This is a genomic window from Flavobacterium sp. 1355 (assembly GCF_017833415.1).
GTDB lineage: Bacteria > Bacteroidota > Bacteroidia > Flavobacteriales > Flavobacteriaceae > Flavobacterium.
The window spans coordinates 217,825-236,390 of record NZ_JAFICC010000001.1 but is presented as its reverse complement, the minus strand read 5'-3'; the positions used below and the strand labels follow the sequence as shown (position 1 = coordinate 236,390).

Below are 18,566 nucleotides of genomic sequence, written 5' to 3'. Positions count from 1 at the left end.
TAGTTACAGAAGCTATCGATTGGCTTACATCATTCTATCCAAAGCTTACAACATTTAGATTTTATGCTAATACTAAAGACTTTACGAAAAATCGATTATGATTTCTGACATTGATGTGTATTTGATTTAAAACTGTTAATTATAGAATTTCAACACAATTTTCTGTAAGTAAAAATGATAAGTCAGGAACTAAATTTGTAAAACAGATTAAAATAAAATCATAGAAATAAACTAAAAGTTAATTTAAAACCTATAGTTATGAAAAATGACAACAATAAAAATTATGGTCAGGTTGAACGGAATTTTCACCATGATGAAGCTGATGTTAGCGACAAAAAAAGAGATGCTTCTGTAGAAAATTTATTTGACAACGATCAATATAATATAGAAGATAATGATGACATGCAGTATAAAGAAGATGATCTGAATGATGCCAATCATGAAACAAATGATTATAACAGAAACGAAAACATTCCGGATGAAGAAACGGTACTAAATAAGGATGGCAATGTTATAAATGATCTGCCGAATGATCTTGATGACGATTTTAACCAGAACAGCATCGATCATTTGGAAAAAGACGGCGATTTGGACAACAATAAGAAATAAGATCCTGAAGTAAGGATTTCGATATCAAAAATTAATTTAAAAAATAAAATTATGGAAAAGCATCAAAACCCAGATTATGGTCAGCACGATCCTGATTATATCGAACAAAATACGCTTGTTGACGGAACTCATTCTAATGAAGACCAATACAAACAAGACTTAAAGAAACACGATGAACGTGAATTTGGAGAAAGTGATCCTGATTATTATGAACAAAACACACTGGTTGATAATGATAATTATGCACGAGATGAAGATCCTTATCAATATCAGGAAGAATTTATCGAAGACCCAAAACATCCACAGGTCGATTTTGAAAAAAACACCAATATAAGATCTGAGAATATTCCGAATCAGGAAAGGGTTGTAAACGAAGATGATGCCATTACAAATGATGATACAAAAGATGATCTAAACGAAGATTATGATCCTGATCTGGATGATGAAGATGATCTTGATAGTGATGATTTGGATGATGATGAGGATATGGATGATTTTGAGGCAGAACATTATCCGGAAAACCATCCGAGAGAATAAGTAAATTATCTTTACCTTGTCTTAAAAACATTTGTTTATGACTATAGCAACTCAAATTGTATGGCTATTTGTATTAGCAATTCCAATTTCCTGCATTAGCTGGACCGTAACACATGAAGAGATTTTTAGAGAACCTCATGAGTGGTGTGTCAAACGTTCGCAAAATGGCAGGTCTATATTGACAAGAAAGTTTTTTTATTTATTTACGTGCGAATATTGTTTTAGTCACTATATTACAATTATTTTCATTTTTCTCTGCGATTACAAATTATTATTAAATGACTGGAGAGGCTATTTAATCGCCTTATTTGCACTTGTTTTTGTTGCTAATATTTATATGAGCCTTTTTGGGTTGTTAAGACAGGCTATAAAGAAAGAGAAGGTAGAAATCAAAAAAATAGAATCTGAAGAGGTGAACAACACAAATACAAATTCAGATATATAAAAAAACGGCGGCCAAATGGTCGCCGTTTTAGTTTAGGTTATTTTGAATATTATTTCGCTTTAGCGGATCACTTTTATAATCTTCAATAGATTTAATATTCGACCAATATTCAATTACCGTTTTTAGAATGTGTTTGAATTTCTCATAATTATAAGGCTTTATAACATAACTTTGGGGAGGCACTGAATAAAGATCAATCACAAAACTCTGATCATGAGCAGTAGTAAAAAACAGGCACGGACATTTGAATTCCATACCCAGCTTCTTGTAGGTTTTCTGTATAACCTGTCCGTCATTCATATTAAGCAAAGCTATGTCTGAAAGCATTAAAAGTGCATTTTTTCTTTTTGTACTTATATAACTATACGCTTCTTCTGCTGAATCAAAACAAAGAACTTCGTTTAAAAGTTCTAATTCAGAAAAAATCTGCTTAAATAATTTAAGATCTTCCGGATTATTTTCTATCAATACAATAGGTCCTTTTTTATTCATGATCAGCTATTTTTAGTTATTAAATAAAAACAATGAAAATCATATTGCTAAGAGATGCGTTTTGAAGATTGCAATTGCTGTTTTAAAAATTATTACCAAAGGCCATTACTATAAATTTACAAAATTTATTTATAAAACCATTAAATCCTGAGAATTATATAATTAGATATTTAAATTCTATAAAAGAAAAATGTTGTCCATGAATTAATTTTGTAAAAATCAGAAAACAATAAAAATTATTGTCATGAAAACAAAAACCGCAACAGCAACTGCTGACAAGAAAGAAACCGTTAAAAACGATCCCAGTACAAAAAGTACAGTCAAAAATTCAGAAAAAGACTCTTCTAATAAAGCAATAAAAAAGAGTCCTGCAAAGTTATAATTTTTAAAATCAACAGAATGGTAGAAAAGAATTATGATCCTGACAACGACAATTGTCCGGAAAAAGACACAATAGAATATCTTCATAAATTAAAACTGAACAATACCCAGACCGCAGAAGAATTTATAGATAACAGTCCAAATCATAGTATCAAAAACAAGCCTGAAGATTCTGGACAAAAACCTAAACAAAACCAGACAGAGGATAATTAAAGTATAATGTTAAGAAAGTCATTGTGCTTTCTCTTTTAAATAAAATCTGAAAGGATACAGATACTAATAACGTTAAATTAAATAAATAAAAAAATATGTCAAATTTCATTAACCCATTATTGATTGGAAACGCAGCAGCTGGTTTATTAGAAAATAATAATCCTAAAATCTCTGCAAAACATTTAGCTTGTGCCGGAGTAAGTACATTAATCATTGGTGCAGTATTAAAAAAAACAGGACATAACAAAGCCGGAAATCTTCTTGCAGGACTGGCATTGCCATTGCTTACTTCTGCATGCTACAAAAAATTTAAAGCCAAAAAATCAGAGAATGTTAATAAAAGCACAGACATAACAGGAAACTTTTATGAAGGTTAACCAAACGTAATGCATCAAAAAAAGCACTTCGATCTGAAGTGCTTTTTTTGTTTGGTATGGAGTGGTATTCCGTAAAAGTATTTTTCTAATTAATATTACCTTCAACCCAATTAAGTGCTTTGTTAAAAGCTTCTTTTTTAAAACCTTTGAATTCGCCCGGAACAACATAACTAAACCCATTTGTAAAAGATATGATTTCCTCAGAATCAGAAACAATTGCTGCCCTGTTCCATTTGCCCAGGTGTTTAAGTCCCAACATCGCATCCTGAAGCCATGCGCCAGCTGTAAAATTTTCTATATCAGTATCTAAAACCAATAAGAAATTGATTTCATTGATTTGTTTTACCAGTTTTTCTACCGCAGGAACCACTACACTCTGAAAATCTTCTTTGGTTACTTCTGCCAATGCTCTAAAAGCAACAATATTGTCTGTTGTATCGATTTGATGTATCATTTTTTTTTAATTAAATTGTTGAAATTCTTTTGAGGTTTCTCCGATATGAATCATCGAAAAATTACAACCAAATGTAATCAGGAAGGGCTTTTTTTACATTATATTATCTCAATATAATCTTATAGAATATCTATAAAGAAAAGATTTGATAACGCTAATTTTTCTTTTTTTTCAGTTAATTTCTGAACTAAAATCCACGTAATTTTAAGTCTATTAATGAATAAAGTGAAGAAAAATGGAAAAGCCAAAAAAATTTCCGGAACAAAAACAAAATCTTCCCGGCAATGAATTTCAAATGAATCCACAGCCTGAAATTATTCGTGGAAACTATGCAGGAAGCGGCAAACTTTTAGGAAAAGTAGCCTTTATAACAGGCGGTGACAGTGGTATTGGCAGAAGCGTTGCTGTTCATTTTGCAAGAGAAGGCGCCAATATTGCAATTGTCTATTTAAAAGAAGATAAAGATGCGCTTGAAACCAAAGCACTAATTGAAAAAGAAGGTCAGCAATGCCTGATTATAAGCGGTGATCTTAAAGATGAGAAATTCTGCAAATCGGCCATAAAAAAATGCCAGACAACATTCAAGAAAATCAACATTGTAGTTAACAACGCTGCTATACAATTTCCGCAAAAAGAACTGGAAAAAATAACTGCAGCACAGCTTCAAAAAACTTTTGAAACCAATATTTATCCTTATTTCTATATCACAAAAGCGGCCTTGCCTTTTATGAACGAAGGAGATACTATTATCAATACAAGTTCTGTAACGGCTTATCGTGGAAGCGAACATTTGGTAGATTATGCCAGTACCAAAGGTGCGATTGTGAGTTATACAAGATCTTTATCGGCCATGCTGGCACCAAAAAAAATCAGGGTAAACGGCGTAGCACCCGGCCCAATATGGACACCATTGATTGTGGCGACTTTTGACAAAGTTTCAGATTTCGGAAAAGACAATCCGATGGGTAGAGCCGGGCAGCCATCTGAAGTTGCTCCTGCTTATGTTTTTCTGGCCTGCGAAGACAGCAGTTATATTACCGGACAATTTATCCATATAAATGGCGGGGAAATTGTTGGGTAGTTTTTTGCCACTAATTGCACTAATTTTTTCGAATTGTTTTTATTTATATAAAGCGGATATACCTTAATTGGTATATCCGCTTTTTTATTTTGATTTGCACGGTTTTTTGTATTTACCGCGGATATATTCTGTTACTGGTCTTAAAGCTTTATCATTTTCCGGATGTATGCCGTGCGTATTAAAAAAATCAGCCCCACTAGAAGTTTTTGCATACCAAATTATGGGTTTGCCATTTTTAAAACAAGTCGTTGTATCGCAGACATTAATTCTTTTTAATTCGAACTTCAATTCATCAAATGGCTCAATTGTAGAATAAGTTAATCCATTTACTTTTAAATCACAATCAACTTTTTCATAATGATCATTTGACCATTGCATACATTGCTGTTTAGGAAAAACATAACGGCTTATTAAAAATCCCAAACCAAAAACTACCACAACACTAATTGCAATAAGCTTTAATTTGTCTATCAAGGTTCGTGGAGACTTAATATTAGTATTTATTGTTGTGATTTGTGGCGAATTTACTTTTTCAGGAATTGTCTGTTCTGTTTTATCTTTTATATTATTTGATTCTGGAATAGAAACCTCTTTTAGTTTTTCATTTCTTATCTCTTCTTCAATATTTGCTCCTCTGAATTTATTAAAAGGTCTTGGCTGATAGTCAACCAAAATGGCAGCAAGATTTACTGCATCTATATTGGTAAGATCAGTTTCTCCTTTATAAAAGGTTTCGATAGGTCTAAACTTATCAATCTGCTCTCTAAACTTATTCTTTTTATTAAGATCAAACGGTACTTCTAATAATGAATTAAAAACATTTAAATCATCTTGATGCATTTTATTTCCTTCAAATATTTCCCAACACAAATCACGAAGTTTTGCCCTTGTTGGGTTATTTAAATAAATAAAATGTCTGCCGGATTTTTCTATTTCATATTTATCTCTAACGGCTTTTTTATAATCTTCCGGGGTATTGTTATACATAGGCATCATTATATTTTTTTTAGGAATTACTGGGAATTTTTAGGAATTGTCCGGAATTGTCCGGAATGAAAAAATTGATATTGGAATTCCGGGAATTCCCTATCAACACAGGCTTGTAGCGGATATATCTTTGCTTCAGAATTAGTTCTTGTTCGATATCGAATAAAACAAAAATACAAAACTAGTTCAATTAAAAGTGTGGAAAACCGTAAGACGGATTTTATCTGGGAAGTATAGATGAAAATCTACTGTTCTACGCACTTCACTTCCCAACCAAACACATGTAGGTATTGTGACTAAACAAGATTCGGAATGGTTCCGGACAGCCATACCTATGCCTAATTTCTAAAAAATATTATTATGAAACATTTCATTATATTAAGTGCATTCGCTCTTTTGAGCACAACATTATTTTCTTGCACAGCTGATGAATTTGAAACAGCTGAGACAAAAACTGAGATAAAAAAGGATTCTATTCCTGTTCAGGCAGATGCACCGCCAGATGGGCCTGGTGATCAGCCAATCATTATTACTCCACCAAAATAATAGTGCTTTAATAAATTGTGAAAAATTAATTACTAATTTAGAGAAATATAAATAATTCATTGTTAATAAATTGGTATTGCAATAAAATTCGGAAAACCCAGAATGCAATACCAATTTCTAACTTTTAATTCAAATCAAAGAAATGAAAACAAAAAGATTACTTTTAATGGGAACATTCGCTCTTTTGAGCACAACTTTATTTTCTTGCACAGCTGACGAATCTGAAACAGCTGATACAAAAACTGACATAAAAAAGGATTCTATTCCTGTTCAGGCAGATGCACCGCCTGACGGTCCTGGAGATGATCCAATGCCAATCACTCCACCAAAAAAATAACAGATAAAATATTACAATATGTAATTAATTAGTAATTTCGGGGAAAGTAACAATCATGCTACGATCCCCGATTTTTTGTTTTATTCTTTTTGTGTTTTTTCTTTCTTGTAATGAGAAAACAACAGTGGAAATTCAGCCGAATTCTTTCAAAAAAGAAGCTAAGTTTCTTCAGAAAAAAGCAATGGCTAGTTTTCAAAAAAGTAATTTTAACAGCTCTTTTTATTACTTCAACAAATCAAAAATAGCATTTGAAACTTCAAAAGATAGCTCAAACATTGCTTTCAATTTAATTCAAATGGGTTATATACAACAAATAAACGGAGATTATTATGGAAGTAAAGAGACTTTAACCGAAGTACTTCCTTATCTTAAAAATGATACAAATTATATAGCAGCTGTAAACAATTTCTTTGGAATAGCATATAAACAACTTTCTCTTTATGATGATGCTATTTTTTATTACAATAAAGCTTTAAAAGAAACTAAAGACGAAGTTTCAAAACAGGCTCCCTTAAATAATATTGCGGTTGTTTATATCCAGCAAAAAAAATATAATAAAGCAATTGAGATATTGGAATCAATATTAAATCTGAAAAAAATAAATGATTTATCAGCTATAAATTATAAAGCCAGAGTTTTAGACAATCTTGGTTTTGCCTATTTTAAAAATGGAAATCCAGATAAAGGTTTGCAATTAATGAATGAAAGTTTACAATTGCGCAATCGGTCTGAAGATTTTTACGGAAGTATTGAAAGCTATCTTCACTTAGCAGATTTTTATGCAAAAACCGATGCCAAAAAGTCGAATCAAAATGCTCAGAGTGCGTATCAAATCGCAACAAAATTTAATAGTATCGATGAACGGCTTAAAGCGTTATCACTTTTAATTTCAAATGGTTCAGGATCTCAATATGCGCAAAAATACATTTCTTTAAATGACAGTATTATTAAAATCAGAAACAACTTTAAAAACAAATTTGCAAAGATTAAATACGATTCTAAAAAAGAGAAAGATGAAAATCAGAAACTTAAATTAGAACGTGCAGAAAATCTATTAGCTCTTCAGGAAGCAAAATACCAAAAGATTGTAGGTATAATTGCCTTTGTTTTTCTGGTAATTGTAATTATTGTTTTAGTGCGATATTACAGAAACAGAAACCGGATTATTGGAATAAAAACAGCGTATGATACTGAAACCAGAATTGCCAAGAATATTCATGATGAACTAGCCAATAATGTTTTTAATGCTATCACTTTTACACAGACTCAGCCATTAGAAGAAGAAGCTATAAAAGAAACCTTGGCTCACAATCTAAACCAGATTTATACACGAGTACGTGGAATTTCGAGAGAAAATAGCGATATTGATACCAAAGACAATTTTGCTTTTAATTTAAAGGAAATGCTTTCTACTTATAACAGCGGTTCGACAAAAGTGATTATCAACAACATAGAAAAAGTAATTTGGAGCGAAATTGACGAAGTAAAAAAAGTAACGATTTACAGGGTTTTGCAGGAGTTAATGGTGAACATGAAAAAACATAGTCATGCACCGTTTGTGTTTATAAAAATTGAAAGCAACCAAAAATCACTATTTATTGATTATAAAGACAATGGTAAAGGCTGTGAAAAAAATAAAATTATCAAAAATGGCCTGCAAAATATGGAAAACCGTATTCTGTCCATAAAAGGAACTATTACTTTTGACACTGAACCTGATAAAGGTTTTGGAGTAAATATAAAACTGCCTAAATAAAGCCTATGTTTAAAAAAGTTATAATAGCCGAAGATCTTGATGCAATGAATTTAGGAATTCAACAAGTATTAAAAGATTTAAATATTGAAAATTTCCAACATTCAAAATACTGTGATGAAGCTTTATTAAAAGTCCGAAAAGCTATTCAGGATAATGAACCTTACGATTTATTAATTAGTGACCTTTCATTTAAAACAGATCATCGCGAAGTAAAAATTGCTAACGGCGATGAATTGGTTCAAAAAGTTCGCGATTTACAACCCAATATTAAAATTATAGCCTATTCTGTAGAAGATAAAAGTTATCGCATAAAATCGCTTTTTGAAAATGCCGGAGTTGATGCTTTTGTTTTAAAAGGTTTAAACAGCATTGAAGATCTGAAAAAAGCTATCAATTTATTATACAACTCAGATGAAACTTTTATTTCTCCGGAAGTTGCTTCTGTACTGCAGGAAAAAAATAATTTCGAAATCGATGATTTGGATATTCAGATTCTAAAACAATTGTCTATAGGAACTCCTCAGGATACTATTCCGGAAACTCTCAAAGAATTGAATTTTAAAACAATCAGTAAAAGTACTATCGAAAAAAGAATCGCCAAACTCAAAGACTTTTTTAAAGCCAATAATACAATTCATTTGGTTTCGATTACAAAAGATATTGGGATTATTTAGAAATCCTTATTGCAATATATTTTAAGGCTCCTTCGGGGGCTTTTTTATTTGTCTTTTAGCAGCTTTTCTAAATATTCGATTTTCTCTTTTTCTGCCTGAAGCAAACGTTCATATAGGTTTTTATTTTCTTCTACCGTTTCCATTAATTTATCTAATGGATTGAAAGTGCAATTATTAAGTCCGAAATAGTTATTAGGACTTTCATTAAAAGTATTAAAATAATTAATCATCCCTTCTTCAGAAAAACTTTTAATTGCTTCAACTGTTACACCAAGTGCTTTAGCTACTTCTATAAGTCTTTCTTCTTCTATAGTTTCGCTGTTTTCAATAGCAGATATTGTTTGCTGGCTTATTCCCAAAGCCTGCGCCAAAGCTTCCTGTTTCATGTCACGAAGTTCACGAATACGGCTTATTTTTCGCCCTATATGATTTGGTTTTGTTAGTGTGCTCATAATTCAAAGATAATAATTAAGTGTGAGAAACCTCCACTGGTAAAAAACTAATTTGATCAGTAGAAAACCAACCAAAACGGTTTGGTAACAGACAATCTATTTCTTCCTTCGCCAAATTAAACAAATGTACGATTTTTCTTTAATAATAATTTAACCGTAAATAACTAACACAATTACAAATTAAAAAATACACGCCTTATGGAAACAAATGAAACTGAAAAAAATTTAGAAAAGCTAAGAAAATTAACTGCTCAATATTTTACAACATTAAAACCTACCAATAACAAAAATGCCCAAATGGTTCAATTTAAGGTTTTGAATTACTTAGAACTGGGTTGTGTTATTACAGATATGTTAAAATTGTGCATTTTGGCTCTGGATCACGACATGAATAACTTTTCTACGAAAGACAAAAATTCTTCTATTAATGTTGCGCTTATTTTAGAAACCGTTGTACAAATGTTTCCCTTGGATGAAATGGAGTTTTTGGGTTGTATTGGGGAGATTCTTGGTGAATCTTGTGCTGACACTGGCATGTAAGGCGTGAACACATTGATTGGTAAAAGTCTTCCAACTGTTTTTTTATCGCTGCAATCTAAATCTATTGATTATGGTTTTCCGTAAAATACTGGTTTTAAATAGGTTTAAATTTGAAAATAATTTAAAACAATAATTAAATCAAAAATTATGGAATATAAAGTAGTACCATTTGTAGCTTCAATTGATCCAAAAAAAGGAACCTCAAATCATGTAGCTGAACAGCTTTAAAGCTTAATTAAAAGTCATAACAATCAAGGTTGGGAATACATTCGTCTAGAAGGAGTTTCAACATTTGTTCATCCTGATAATGGCTGTTTTGGTTTTGGAAACAAACCTGGCTATACCACAACCAGACAAATGGTAGTTTTTAGAAAGTAAAATGAAATATTTACTACTATTTACTATCAAAATGTATTGGAATCTTATTCCTCCATCTAAAAGAAAAAAATGCATTTTTAAAAAATCCTGCTCTCATTATGTATTCGACATAACTCAAAATGAGGGTTTAATAAATGGATTAAAAGCATTTCATTTTCGATACAAAAATTGCAGAGGAAACTTTGCAATTTTTAATAATCCTGTAACAAATAAAATACAAATGATTCTTCCTTCTCAAGTGATAATTGACAGTGAAGAAATCTCTGAAAGACTAATTAATTAAAAACCAAAAATTATGAAAAATTATTATGTTAACAAAAATGAACAGTTAAACAAAGATCATGAAGTTCATACTAGTGATTGTGTTTATGTGCCAACTCCTCTCAATAGGGTTTATTTGGGTATATTCTCAGAATGCAAGCCCGCAGTTGCCGAAGCTAAAAAAACTTATACTAAATCTAATGGCTGCAAAACTTGCTGTCCAGATTGCCATACAAGCTAATAAAAAATGAGCTTTCGATTTCAAAAAAGAGTAAAACTTGGAGGTGGATTTGGATTGAACATTAGTAAATCCGGAATTTCTCCAAGTTTAAGAACAAAAATGGGAACATTTAACAAAAACGGATATTCTGTTAAAACAGGTATTTCGGGAGTGCGATATCAAAATAGCGGATGCATGGTCTTATTTGTATTTACAGGAATCATAACCTTTTTACTTTTTACACTAAAACACTTATAATCATGGAAAAACGAATAAAATACACTGGGATTTTCATTGCAATAGTATTGTTACGATTGGCAATTTCATGTTCAGAATCCTCAGATTCTGCAGATGTGACAAGCAATACAAACTCAAATTGTCCAACCAAAACCTGTGGTGATTTTTCATCTCATGCTGCCGCACAGTCAACTTATGACAGCAATAAAAGCTGTTACAAAAATCTGGATTCTGACGGTGACGGAATTGCATGTGAAAACTTAAAATAAATATCTTAAACAATGATAACACTAGAACTTAAAAGCCATTTTCTAAGATTGTATCAAATGGCATTGTCTGATGATCAATTTGATGTATTAGAATTGCAAATGTTATATCATTTTGCAGATGAACGCGGAATTCCAAGAGAGGAACTCGATAAACTTTTTCTGAATCCCATTAATACAGAATTACTTATTCCGGAAGAACTAAATACCCGAATAGAATATTTATATGATTTTACCAGAATCATTTGGGCAGACGGAAAAATTACTGAGGATGAATTAAATATGCTCAAAAAGTATTGTAGAAAGTTTAATTTTTTGGATGAAAATATTAATGAGCTTTCTGAGTATCTCATTGATTGTGTTCAGAAAAATATTCAGAAAGATGAAATTATTAGTCAACTAAACTCTTAAGTTATGAAATCACTTACACAATTATTCAGCATAAAAAAAACAGAGGACTCTTCTCTGAAATCTTTTGATGATAACGAAGACGACAGAGAACAAATAAGAATCACCTATTATCAAAGCGGATTTGCTGCCTCAGTAAAAGCAACCGGAAAACCAATTGTTTTGAAAGCTTGCCTTCAAAATTTATATATGAGTTTTGAAGATCAATGCAGAAAACAAAAACTTGAACAGGACAAATTAAAACAGCCTTATCGCGAAGAGCAGGAAAAAAACAGAACTGAACTTAAGAAATCTGAAGCTGCTATTGGGATTTTTGAAAAGAAAGAACAAGATATTAATGACGAAATAGACCAGATTAAAAGTGAGATCGTCGAAGTAAAACGCAATCCTGACAAATACGGAATTGAAGATGGAAAAGGTTTAAAAGCCCAGTTTTATATAGGTTTATTTCTTTTATTACCCATTACGCTTTATCTGTTAGTATTTTATATTTCAGCATCTTATTCTGCCTTTTTTAAAGAATTTGCCAATGATAGTTTAACCGCCGCCATTTTTGACGCAGATGCCCTGAATAATTCTTTTAAAGCTAGTTGGCTCGAAGGTGTCTTGGTTGTTACAATTCCTTTTGTATTTATGGGATTAGGATATGTTATTCATATGGTACAAAAAACAAAAGGTCTTAAAAATATCTTTAGAATGATAGCGTTGTTTTTAACAACTTTTTTGTTTGATGCTTTATTGGCTTATCAAATTGAAAAGAAAATTTATGAATTCAATAAAACGACAGAATCTGCGCCCTATAATTTGAATATTGCTTTGGGCGAAGCGGAATTTTGGATGATCATTTTTGCCGGATTTGTAGTATATATTATCTGGGGACTTGTTTTTGATTTTGTAATGAAAGAATTTGAAAACATCGATAAAATCAGAGCATTCATAAGAGGCAAAAAAGAAAAACAAATTGATTTAGAAAAATTAAAAATTGATATTATTAATAAAATCAATGATTTTAAACAGCAGGTTATTACTATCAATGGAAAAATCTCTGAATTGCAGTCTAAAATTGATGGCTTTGTCTTTCCGGTAAAAGAATATCTGCATTATCACCATCAGTACAAAGAAGGCTGGTTTCAGGCAATTAATACTGAAATAGCATTGGCTCACAATCAAAAAACTGAATTGTTAGAAAAATGCGAAACCTCATCTGAAGAACATCTTACCAAATTAAACCTTGTAGATCCTGATTTTCAACATTTGGTTTATTCTAAAAATTAAGTATCATGAAGAAAATTTTACTAATCATACCAGCAATTTTATTACTTTTTATTACTTCATGCAAACAAGAATCTGATAAGGAAGAAAAAGAAGTTATAACAAAAAATCCAGCCGCAGAAAATTACAATATTAGTATTCTGCTTGATTTATCAGACAGAATTAGTCTCAAAAAAAATCCTAATCCAACGATGGAATATTATCAAAGAGATTTAGGATATATAAAATCTGTTTCTGAAGCTTTTACGCAGCATTTAAAAACAAAAAGAATCAGGCAGATTGATGATAAAATGCAATTGTTTTTTAACCCTGAACCTTTAGATCCTGAAATTAATTCGATTTCAGAGAATTTAAAAATTGCTATTAATAAAAATAATGTTTCTAAAGGTTTTTTGAATTCAATAAATGAAAACTATGCTTCCAAGACTTCAAAAATATATAGCTCAGCCATAAAAGATGACAATTTCATTGGTTCTGATATTTGGAACTTTTTTGACACAAAAGTAAAAGATCAATGTGTTGAAGATAATTATCGAAATATATTGATTGTGTTGACAGATGGATATATATTTCATAAAAATACAGTTATAACCCAAGGTAATAGAACCTCTTATATTACTCCTGAATTAATTCGAAAAAATGATTTAAACATGCAAAACTGGAACAAAAAATTTGATGAACAGGATTTTGGTTTTATTCAAGTTGATGAGGACTTATCAAATCTGGAAGTACTGGTTTTAGGCATTCACCCGGATAATAAAAATCCATATGAAGAAAAAGTAATTAAAGCATATTGGACAAAATGGTTTACAGAAATGAAAATAAAGCATTTTGAAATCAAAAATGCCGATTTACCATCAAATATGGAAAAAATAATTCAGGATTTTATACTCAAAAAGACAAGTTAATAATCCCGTATAACTACTCTTTCCCAAACTGTCTGTTCTAATTACATTTATCAAAAAATGCCTGTGAAATATAAAATTACATTATTTGCTTTAGCTGTCATTTTTACGGGCTGCAAAAGAGAACTGCCTCCTTCTCAAAAGATAAATACTTTTTATAAAGAGGTAATTACCACGGAAGATCGTAAAGTCATTACACCCGAAGAAGCAAAAACGTACCACGTAGACACTGAATATCAATACGAATACAGAACCGGCAAGTCGGGTCATTATGAATATAATTATGATGTAAAGGGCGTGAACACCAAAGGCGATTCGGTTTACGGAAACATTAATGTCGAGGGTAAATACGGTGCCGGAATTTTAATATCTGATACGCTGAATGATATCGAAATTAAAGCTGAATGGGTAGAGTTTGGAAAACTTAAAGCAACTGACGATAATGGAAATGAGTATTACTTAAAAGTTAAATGATTGCCTTAACCCCAACCTGCTATGAAATATATTGTAATTCTGCTATTGATCCTTCTAAGTTCTTTTCGTACAGTTGAAACCAGTGTTTATATCTGCGGGCCAACGGGTGCAAAAAAATACCATTATAAAGAACATTGCCGTGGATTAACTGCCTGCCGCCATGAATTAACCAAAGTATCGCTTTCTCAGGCACAGGGTTATGGCTTAACTTTATGTGGTTGGGAAGATTAATTTTTACGAAATAAATTTTCAGTTTTCAAAATTATCAGGACAAAAGATTCTTCTTCTTTTGTCCTTTTTTGGTTTAAAATTACATACACCACTCATTATCAATAGCATATTCAATCAATATTTTTAATTTTGACGGTTTTGAAAGAAAATTTTACTTAACTTTAACACTAATTACCGCATATTTTTTATTCTACGCCTTTGATAAAATATCTTATACTCTTTACTTATTGAAAAATAATAGCCTTGATTACCTCTAATACATATTTATTCAACGCAGTTAATTAATTAATTTTAAAAACACTAGTCAATGAAATGTACAACGCTAATATCCGCCGCATTTTTATTTTTTAGTATCCAGATTTTTGGTCAGGTATACACCGAAAAAATAGTTGGAAAAAAAAACGAACAGCTTAAAGACAGTCTAAAAACAGAGAAATACCCATATGCCTTACCTATTTGGGGAGAAAAAGTCGCTCAGAAAGGATACAAGCTTCCCTACTCTGCCGGGGTTTCTGTTAATTATTTCTGGCAGGATTCTGAAATTGTAATCAATGGTCTGGAAGTTGGATTTAATAATGGTCCGCAATTTAATCTGGATGAAATTGTACGTTTTGATAAATCTACTGTAGAAGCGGGAGCACTTACGATCAGACCTGATATCTGGCTGCTGCCTTTTTTAAATATTTATGGAATTTTGGGCAAAGGCAATTCAACAACAAAAATTAATGCCGGAATCTGGGTTCCTGATGCTGATAATAACTGGTCGCAGGTAGCCAGCTTTAATACAAAAGCAAATTTTGACATCACTACTTTCGGATTTGGTATGACGCCAACTATTGGTATTGGCGGCGGCTGGCTGGCACTTGATATGAATATGTCGTGGAGCGATGTGAGCGCGTTAGACAAACCTGCGTTTTCGTATGTTTTTGGTCCCCGGTTGGGTAAAACTTTCCAGTTTAATAAACATGACCAAAATATTGCGGTTTGGGTTGGAGGTTTTAGGGTGCATATCTCAGGCGATACCAATGGAAATATAAATTTATCGGATATCCTGGAGTTAGACGGCGCTCAGCAAAAAGTCGATAATGGTTTTGAAAAAGTAGCCGAAAACCAAACTAAAGTCGATACGTGGTGGAATTCGCTTACTCCTGCACAACAGGCAAATCCTGTGAATTCGGCAAAACACAATACAGCAAACAGAGCGTTGGAAAGTGCCGGAAATATTCTAACAACTTTAGACGGAGCTTTGAGTACCGCAGATTCATCAACGGTGCAATATTCCCTTCAAAAAAGGCCAAAAGACATGTGGAATTTTATCATGGGAACTCAGTTTCAATACAATAAACACATCATGTTTAGGTTTGAGGCTGGTTTTTTAGGAAGCCGTACACAAGTATTGGGAGGTCTTCAATATCGTTTTGGACTCTAATTTTATCAACATGAAAAAAGGTTTGTTTTTACTCAGTACTTTTTTTTGCATTGCTTCTGCCCAGTCACAAGTTTTGATTTCCCTGATTTTTGGAGATAAACTCAATTCACCATTTTTGGAGTTTGGCTTAGATGGCGGACTTAATTTTTCTACCATTTCTAATCTAGAGACTTCAGGAACAGAAATGGGTTTTAATCTGGGGTTTTATTTCGATATAAAATCAAAAAAAAATCCGGCCTGGATGATCAACACCGGAGTTATTGTAAAATCGCCTATGGGAGCTCACGGATTACCGGTTTATTCCTTAAACGATGCTAATCTGGATAATACATTTGCAGGAGGAAGTGTTGACCGGGAAATTCGTTATTTTAATGTACCCATTCTCATCAAATATCAATTCAAAAATAATATATATCTAAAAGCAGGCCCGCAAGCAGGATTGCTGGCCAAGGCTTTTGATAAATTTAAAAATGAATATAATAAAGAAGATGTGGTTTATAAATACAATATAAGGGATAAACTGCATGTTATTGATGCCGGAATTGCGGTTGGCGCCGGGTATCATATGAATGTTGGAAATGGTCTGAATATAACCGTTCAATACTACTACGGATTAGTACCTCTGATGAAGGGGGATTCAAGTCCTGACCAGTATAACAGATCTTTGTACGTTACAGCGGGAATACCGATCGGAAAAGGAAAAGCTGCCAAAAAAAGAGCCAAAGAAGAGGAAGAAAAATATAAAGTTATTCTGCCTGAAAGTCCTAAATAATAGAAAAGCCTGCTCAAATAAATGAACAGGCTTTTACGTAAAAATAAACTAACACAAAAAAAACTTAATTGTAACCTTGATTTTGTTTAAAGACTTTTTGATCTATAACAGTTTGAGGAATTGGAAATACTCTTCTAAATGGTTGGGAAGCAGCTTTTGCAGTTCCGGCCAGATCAAATTTTCCAAAACGAATACTTTCGGGTCTTCTTTGTAATTCCCAGTACAATTCGAAACCTAATTCTTTATATAATTGTTCTGAGTCCAAAGAAGTAAGTGCTTTTCCCGGAGCATTTGCAAATAAAGATTCTCTTTTTCTGCTTGTGCGCAATTTGTTTAAATCGTCCATAGCTAAACCGGTGCTTCCTTTTCTAAAAAGTGCTTCGGCTCTCATAGCATAAACTCCACCTAAACGGAATAACGGAATATCAACATTACTGTTACCGTTTCCTCCTTCGGGATCAAATTCATATTTAAATACACGAGCTCCCTGATTGATTTCATCCTGCGCAAAAACAGATTTTGTAGGATCTGAAAATGTCAGTGTTGGCGTAAAATTCATTCTCAAAGTCGTCTTTTTTTCCATATATAATGGAGAAACCTTAATTCGGTTACCTACCATTTCAAGAGATCCGGAAGGCAATAAAATTGGACCATATTGAAGTCCGGCCTGAATTCCTCTGTTAAAATGAAACCAAGGCAAGTTGGCGCTTTTTGGTACGATGTCTGTTGCAGGAACACTTACGTCTGTACCGTCATTCATAAACCATGTACCATCAGCATATTGGTAATGCTGTTCGAATCTTGGATCATCATGGTTTCCGTTCCAGCTTGCATAAAATTCCGGAGTTGTACAAGAAGCATTTGTCCCTCTGTTCAGGGCAGACGTTCTTTGGTTACGCTCCATACATACATAGGCAAAACTGTTAGACCCGTTTCTGATATAATCTATTTTTTGAGAAATTGCAAAAATAAGCTCTTTTCCATTCTCATTATCTCTTGCAAAGTTTTTGAAATAATCACTTTCTAAACTGAATTTTCCTGAATCGATCAATAATGTAGTGTAGTAAATAACACGGTCCATATCTGTTCCTGAACCTGATACTGCTGCTTCATTAAAATTAAAACCTGATCCTGGATTGTAACGATCCTTAAATACGGCACGGTTCAAATACATATTTGCCAAAAAAGCATAAGCAGCCTGTTTTGTAAAACGCCCGTGATGTGTACGTTGTTCTCCAACATTTGCCAAGTCAGGTATTAAAGCTTCTACATCTGTTATTAATTTGTCAATATGAGTATCGGCCTGTAAAATTTGCAAAGGTGCTTTTGTATCCATCGCATCTCTGTAAGGAGCTTGTCCGTACAAGTCTAAAGTTGTATAGGTATAATAAGCCAAAAGTGCTTTTGCTTCTGCAAGGAACAATTTCTTCTCAGGAATTGTACTTAGCTCAACAGCCTGAATAGCTGTTAGAGAACGAGTAATTCCGTTTGTTAATAAATCCCAGTTACTTACTATTATAGCATTATTAGAACTCCAGGTAAACTCATGCATATCTCTCCATTTTCCACCATCTCCCCAGTCACTTCCGCGGGTTGGCAAAATAGCTTCGTCTGTCGTATATTCCTGCATGGCAAAAACAGCTCCGTGATCTGTAAAAGTTCCGTCTCCAAGTCTGTCGTAGGCAGCTGCAAGAGCACCGGCAGGGTCAGATGCATTTTCACCCAGCACCTCATCCAGAACTACCTCATCTAAGTCTGTACAACTGTTTAGCAAAAAAATAAAAGAAAATATAGTTATGATTTTTATACTAAAAATGGTTTTTGTTTTCATG

Annotated in this window: 27 protein-coding genes; 22 read left to right on the top strand and 5 right to left on the bottom strand. The window is 32.4% G+C overall.

Annotated elements, in window-relative coordinates; all coding sequences use genetic code 11:
- Positions 1-258 precede the first annotated feature (258 nt).
- The 3 genes from JOD96_RS01100 to JOD96_RS01090 are packed head-to-tail and all read left to right on the top strand — an operon-like array spanning position 259 to position 1,591.
- Complete coding sequence (locus JOD96_RS01100) at positions 259-609, top strand: hypothetical protein (protein ID WP_209562423.1); 351 nt, start codon at positions 259-261, stop codon at positions 607-609.
- 51 nt (positions 610-660) lie between these two features.
- Entirely contained in the window at positions 661-1,146 is a 486-nt protein-coding gene (locus JOD96_RS01095) for a hypothetical protein (RefSeq protein WP_209562422.1), read from the top strand.
- Between the two features lie 37 nt (positions 1,147-1,183).
- A complete protein-coding gene (locus tag JOD96_RS01090) occupies positions 1,184-1,591 on the top strand; it encodes a hypothetical protein (RefSeq protein ID WP_209562421.1) in 408 nt (135 codons plus the stop codon).
- A 27-nt stretch (positions 1,592-1,618) separates the two neighbouring features.
- Here JOD96_RS01090 and JOD96_RS01085 read toward each other — a convergent pair whose 3' ends face one another.
- Positions 1,619-2,083, bottom strand: coding sequence for a response regulator (locus JOD96_RS01085; protein WP_209562420.1), 465 nt, complete (start codon positions 2,081-2,083; stop codon positions 1,619-1,621).
- A gap of 244 nt (positions 2,084-2,327) precedes the next feature.
- Here JOD96_RS01085 and JOD96_RS01080 point away from each other — a divergent pair, with 244 nt between their 5' ends.
- From JOD96_RS01080 to JOD96_RS01070, 3 genes are all read left to right on the top strand, one after another.
- Positions 2,328-2,465 carry a hypothetical protein gene (locus tag JOD96_RS01080; protein WP_209562419.1) on the top strand — a complete coding sequence of 46 codons (138 nt, stop codon included), beginning with the start codon at positions 2,328-2,330 and terminating at the stop codon, positions 2,463-2,465.
- A 17-nt stretch (positions 2,466-2,482) separates the two neighbouring features.
- The gene (locus tag JOD96_RS01075) at positions 2,483-2,677 is read left to right on the top strand and encodes a hypothetical protein (RefSeq protein ID WP_209562418.1); all 195 of its coding nucleotides are present in this window, start codon (positions 2,483-2,485) and stop codon (positions 2,675-2,677) included.
- A 95-nt stretch (positions 2,678-2,772) separates the two neighbouring features.
- Positions 2,773-3,054 carry a PrgI family protein gene (locus JOD96_RS01070; RefSeq protein WP_209562417.1) on the top strand — a complete coding sequence of 94 codons (282 nt, stop codon included), beginning with the start codon at positions 2,773-2,775 and terminating at the stop codon, positions 3,052-3,054.
- Between the two features lie 85 nt (positions 3,055-3,139).
- On the opposite strand, the gene JOD96_RS01065 is transcribed toward JOD96_RS01070, so the two are convergent.
- The gene (locus tag JOD96_RS01065; RefSeq protein ID WP_209562416.1) at positions 3,140-3,508 is read right to left on the bottom strand and encodes an STAS/SEC14 domain-containing protein; all 369 of its coding nucleotides are present in this window, start codon (positions 3,506-3,508) and stop codon (positions 3,140-3,142) included.
- Positions 3,509-3,743: 235 nt separating this feature from the next.
- Here JOD96_RS01065 and JOD96_RS01060 point away from each other — a divergent pair, with 235 nt between their 5' ends.
- A complete protein-coding gene (locus JOD96_RS01060) occupies positions 3,744-4,589 on the top strand; it encodes an SDR family oxidoreductase (protein WP_209562415.1) in 846 nt (281 codons plus the stop codon).
- An 84-nt stretch (positions 4,590-4,673) separates the two neighbouring features.
- Here the strand turns inward: JOD96_RS01060 and JOD96_RS01055 are convergent, their stop codons facing one another.
- Positions 4,674-5,585 (bottom strand): hypothetical protein, encoded by a 912-nt coding sequence (locus tag JOD96_RS01055; protein ID WP_209562414.1) that lies wholly within the window; start codon positions 5,583-5,585, stop codon positions 4,674-4,676.
- Between the two features lie 351 nt (positions 5,586-5,936).
- On the opposite strand from JOD96_RS01055, the gene JOD96_RS01050 reads away from it, so the two are divergent.
- The 4 genes from JOD96_RS01050 to JOD96_RS01035 all read left to right on the top strand — a co-directional run bounded on the left by JOD96_RS01050 (position 5,937) and on the right by JOD96_RS01035 (position 8,889).
- The gene (locus tag JOD96_RS01050) at positions 5,937-6,122 is read left to right on the top strand and encodes a hypothetical protein (RefSeq protein ID WP_209562413.1); all 186 of its coding nucleotides are present in this window, start codon (positions 5,937-5,939) and stop codon (positions 6,120-6,122) included.
- A gap of 142 nt (positions 6,123-6,264) precedes the next feature.
- Positions 6,265-6,459, top strand: a complete 195-nt coding sequence (locus JOD96_RS01045; RefSeq protein WP_209562412.1) for a hypothetical protein — start codon at positions 6,265-6,267, stop codon at positions 6,457-6,459.
- Between the two features lie 295 nt (positions 6,460-6,754).
- Positions 6,755-8,215 carry a tetratricopeptide repeat protein gene (locus tag JOD96_RS01040; protein WP_317195265.1) on the top strand — a complete coding sequence of 487 codons (1,461 nt, stop codon included), beginning with the start codon at positions 6,755-6,757 and terminating at the stop codon, positions 8,213-8,215.
- A 5-nt stretch (positions 8,216-8,220) separates the two neighbouring features.
- Entirely contained in the window at positions 8,221-8,889 is a 669-nt protein-coding gene (locus JOD96_RS01035) for a response regulator (protein WP_209562410.1), read from the top strand.
- A gap of 44 nt (positions 8,890-8,933) precedes the next feature.
- Here JOD96_RS01035 and JOD96_RS01030 read toward each other — a convergent pair whose 3' ends face one another.
- The gene (locus JOD96_RS01030; RefSeq protein WP_209562409.1) at positions 8,934-9,341 is read right to left on the bottom strand and encodes a helix-turn-helix domain-containing protein; all 408 of its coding nucleotides are present in this window, start codon (positions 9,339-9,341) and stop codon (positions 8,934-8,936) included.
- A gap of 198 nt (positions 9,342-9,539) precedes the next feature.
- Here JOD96_RS01030 and JOD96_RS01025 point away from each other — a divergent pair, with 198 nt between their 5' ends.
- The 11 genes from JOD96_RS01025 (at position 9,540) to JOD96_RS00975 (ending at position 16,734) form a co-directional block, all read left to right on the top strand.
- A complete protein-coding gene (locus JOD96_RS01025; RefSeq protein ID WP_209562408.1) occupies positions 9,540-9,881 on the top strand; it encodes a hypothetical protein in 342 nt (113 codons plus the stop codon).
- 379 nt (positions 9,882-10,260) lie between these two features.
- Entirely contained in the window at positions 10,261-10,542 is a 282-nt protein-coding gene (yidD, locus tag JOD96_RS01020) for a membrane protein insertion efficiency factor YidD (RefSeq protein WP_209562407.1), read from the top strand.
- A 225-nt stretch (positions 10,543-10,767) separates the two neighbouring features.
- The gene (locus JOD96_RS01015) at positions 10,768-10,998 is read left to right on the top strand and encodes a DUF4236 domain-containing protein (RefSeq protein ID WP_209562406.1); all 231 of its coding nucleotides are present in this window, start codon (positions 10,768-10,770) and stop codon (positions 10,996-10,998) included.
- 2 nt (positions 10,999-11,000) lie between these two features.
- Positions 11,001-11,246 (top strand): excalibur calcium-binding domain-containing protein, encoded by a 246-nt coding sequence (locus tag JOD96_RS01010; protein WP_209562405.1) that lies wholly within the window; start codon positions 11,001-11,003, stop codon positions 11,244-11,246.
- Positions 11,247-11,258: 12 nt separating this feature from the next.
- The gene (locus JOD96_RS01005) at positions 11,259-11,654 is read left to right on the top strand and encodes a hypothetical protein (RefSeq protein ID WP_209562404.1); all 396 of its coding nucleotides are present in this window, start codon (positions 11,259-11,261) and stop codon (positions 11,652-11,654) included.
- A gap of 3 nt (positions 11,655-11,657) precedes the next feature.
- Positions 11,658-12,926: an ABC transporter permease gene (locus tag JOD96_RS01000; protein WP_209562403.1), complete on the top strand. Its 1,269-nt coding sequence runs from the start codon at positions 11,658-11,660 to the stop codon at positions 12,924-12,926.
- A gap of 5 nt (positions 12,927-12,931) precedes the next feature.
- Positions 12,932-13,831 (top strand): hypothetical protein, encoded by a 900-nt coding sequence (locus JOD96_RS00995; RefSeq protein ID WP_209562402.1) that lies wholly within the window; start codon positions 12,932-12,934, stop codon positions 13,829-13,831.
- A gap of 57 nt (positions 13,832-13,888) precedes the next feature.
- A complete protein-coding gene (locus tag JOD96_RS00990) occupies positions 13,889-14,302 on the top strand; it encodes a hypothetical protein (protein ID WP_209562401.1) in 414 nt (137 codons plus the stop codon).
- Between the two features lie 21 nt (positions 14,303-14,323).
- Entirely contained in the window at positions 14,324-14,533 is a 210-nt protein-coding gene (locus tag JOD96_RS00985) for a hypothetical protein (RefSeq protein ID WP_209562400.1), read from the top strand.
- 307 nt (positions 14,534-14,840) lie between these two features.
- On the top strand, positions 14,841-15,962 hold the full coding sequence (locus tag JOD96_RS00980; RefSeq protein WP_209562399.1) for a hypothetical protein: 1,122 nt from the start codon (positions 14,841-14,843) through the stop codon (positions 15,960-15,962).
- Positions 15,963-15,972: 10 nt separating this feature from the next.
- Positions 15,973-16,734, top strand: a complete 762-nt coding sequence (locus tag JOD96_RS00975) for a porin family protein (RefSeq protein WP_209562398.1) — start codon at positions 15,973-15,975, stop codon at positions 16,732-16,734.
- Between the two features lie 64 nt (positions 16,735-16,798).
- On the opposite strand, the gene JOD96_RS00970 is transcribed toward JOD96_RS00975, so the two are convergent.
- The gene (locus JOD96_RS00970) at positions 16,799-18,565 is read right to left on the bottom strand and encodes a RagB/SusD family nutrient uptake outer membrane protein (RefSeq protein WP_209562397.1); all 1,767 of its coding nucleotides are present in this window, start codon (positions 18,563-18,565) and stop codon (positions 16,799-16,801) included.
- Position 18,566 lies beyond the last annotated feature (1 nt).